The organism is Paraburkholderia mimosarum LMG 23256 = NBRC 106338 (assembly GCF_000739815.1).
Lineage (GTDB): Bacteria > Pseudomonadota > Gammaproteobacteria > Burkholderiales > Burkholderiaceae > Paraburkholderia > Paraburkholderia mimosarum.
Genome location: NZ_BBJJ01000303.1, coordinates 1 through 1,341 on the forward strand (window position 1 = coordinate 1; position 1,341 = coordinate 1,341).

Genomic DNA, 1,341 nt, shown 5'->3' on the forward strand with positions numbered 1-1,341 from the left:
CGGGGGCTGCATTCCCGGGAGGGAGTGTGGCTACCCACTAGCTCGACCGCCGACCGAAGTGATGATCACGTTCATCGATGATCACCGGCACGTCTACGGGGTCGAGCCGATCTGCAGGGTGCTGCCAATCGCGCCGTCGACGTACTACACACATGTGGGCCGCCGCGCCAATCCTGACCTGGTGCCGCCGCGGGCTCAGCGCGACAGGATGCTCAAGGATGAGATCCGGCGGGTGTGGGAAGAGAACTTCCAGGTCTACGGCGCAGACAAGGTCTGGACGCAATTGAAGCGCGAAGGCATTGTCGTGGCGCGTTGCACGGTCGAGCGGCTGATGAAGCAGATGGGCCTGCGCGGCGTGGTACGTGGCAAGTCGATACGCACGACAGTGAGCGATGGTTCGACGCCGAGCCCGAAGGATCTCGTGAAGCGGCAATTCACGGCCGAACGGCCCAATGCGCTGTGGGTGTCAGATTTTACCTATGTATCGAGCTGGCAGGGCTTCGTCTATGTCGCATTTATCATCGACGTGTTCGCCCGACGCATTGTCGGCTGGCGCGTGTCGAGCTCGGCGCGCACGGACTTCGTTCTGGACGCACTGGAGCAGGCCTTGTACGAACGACAGCCGGCGCAGCAGGACGGGTTGATCCATCACAGCGACCGCGGCGCCCAATACGTATCGATCCGCTACACGGATCGACTGGTTGAGGCTGGCATCGAGCCGTCAGTGGGCAGCGTGGGCGACTCCTACGATAACGCACTGGCTGAAACGATCAACGGCTTGTACAAGGCCGAGGTGATCCATCGCCTCGGGCCGTGGCGCAATCTGCAGGCCGTCGAAATGGCGACGCTTGAATGGGTGGACTGGTTCAACAATCGTCGGCTCTTCGGTCCCATTGGCAACATTCCACCCGCCGAGGCAGAAGCCGCTTACTATGCAAAACTCGCTGGGTCTGCCGCCGTGGCATGACTCAAGCAAAACAGTCTCCGGGAAACCCGGGCCGGTTCAGTCGCCGTCGCGATGGGCTTCGGGGGCGAGCAGATAGCAATAGGTCGAGGCGACATCGATACCGGCGAGCACGGGTTGGGAACCCTGAAAGAGTTCGTCGTGCAGACCGACCCGGATGGGTGAGAGATCGATACCGGCGTTGATGGCGATGGCCTGCTTTGCGGCCCGCTGAAGAACGGTGTGAATCGTGCCCACGCTGGTCGAGACGCCGAGCAGGTCGTGCATGAGTTCAAGGGTACTGCGAAACGAAACGTGGCCCACCATCGTGAGCGCCACGATGACCTGATCGAGCCATTGGCGGGTGACCGGCAGCATGAAAAAGCACCTGATCTGCG

2 protein-coding genes and 1 other annotated feature are annotated in these 1,341 nt (G+C 61.7%); of the genes, one reads left to right on the forward strand and one right to left on the reverse strand.

The genetic code is table 11. From position 1 onward, the window contains the following. Positions 1-967 (forward strand): IS3 family transposase (locus tag BMI01S_RS37545; protein ID WP_156123926.1); only part of this gene is annotated, 967 nt, incomplete at its 5' end. Continuing rightward, positions 56-136 (forward strand) — a sequence feature (AL1L pseudoknot). (Overlaps the previous gene by 81 nt.) 36 nt (positions 968-1,003) lie before the next feature. Here the strand turns inward: BMI01S_RS37545 and BMI01S_RS37550 are convergent. Next, positions 1,004-1,341 (reverse strand): hypothetical protein (locus BMI01S_RS37550; protein ID WP_218002777.1); only part of this gene is annotated, 338 nt, incomplete at its 5' end.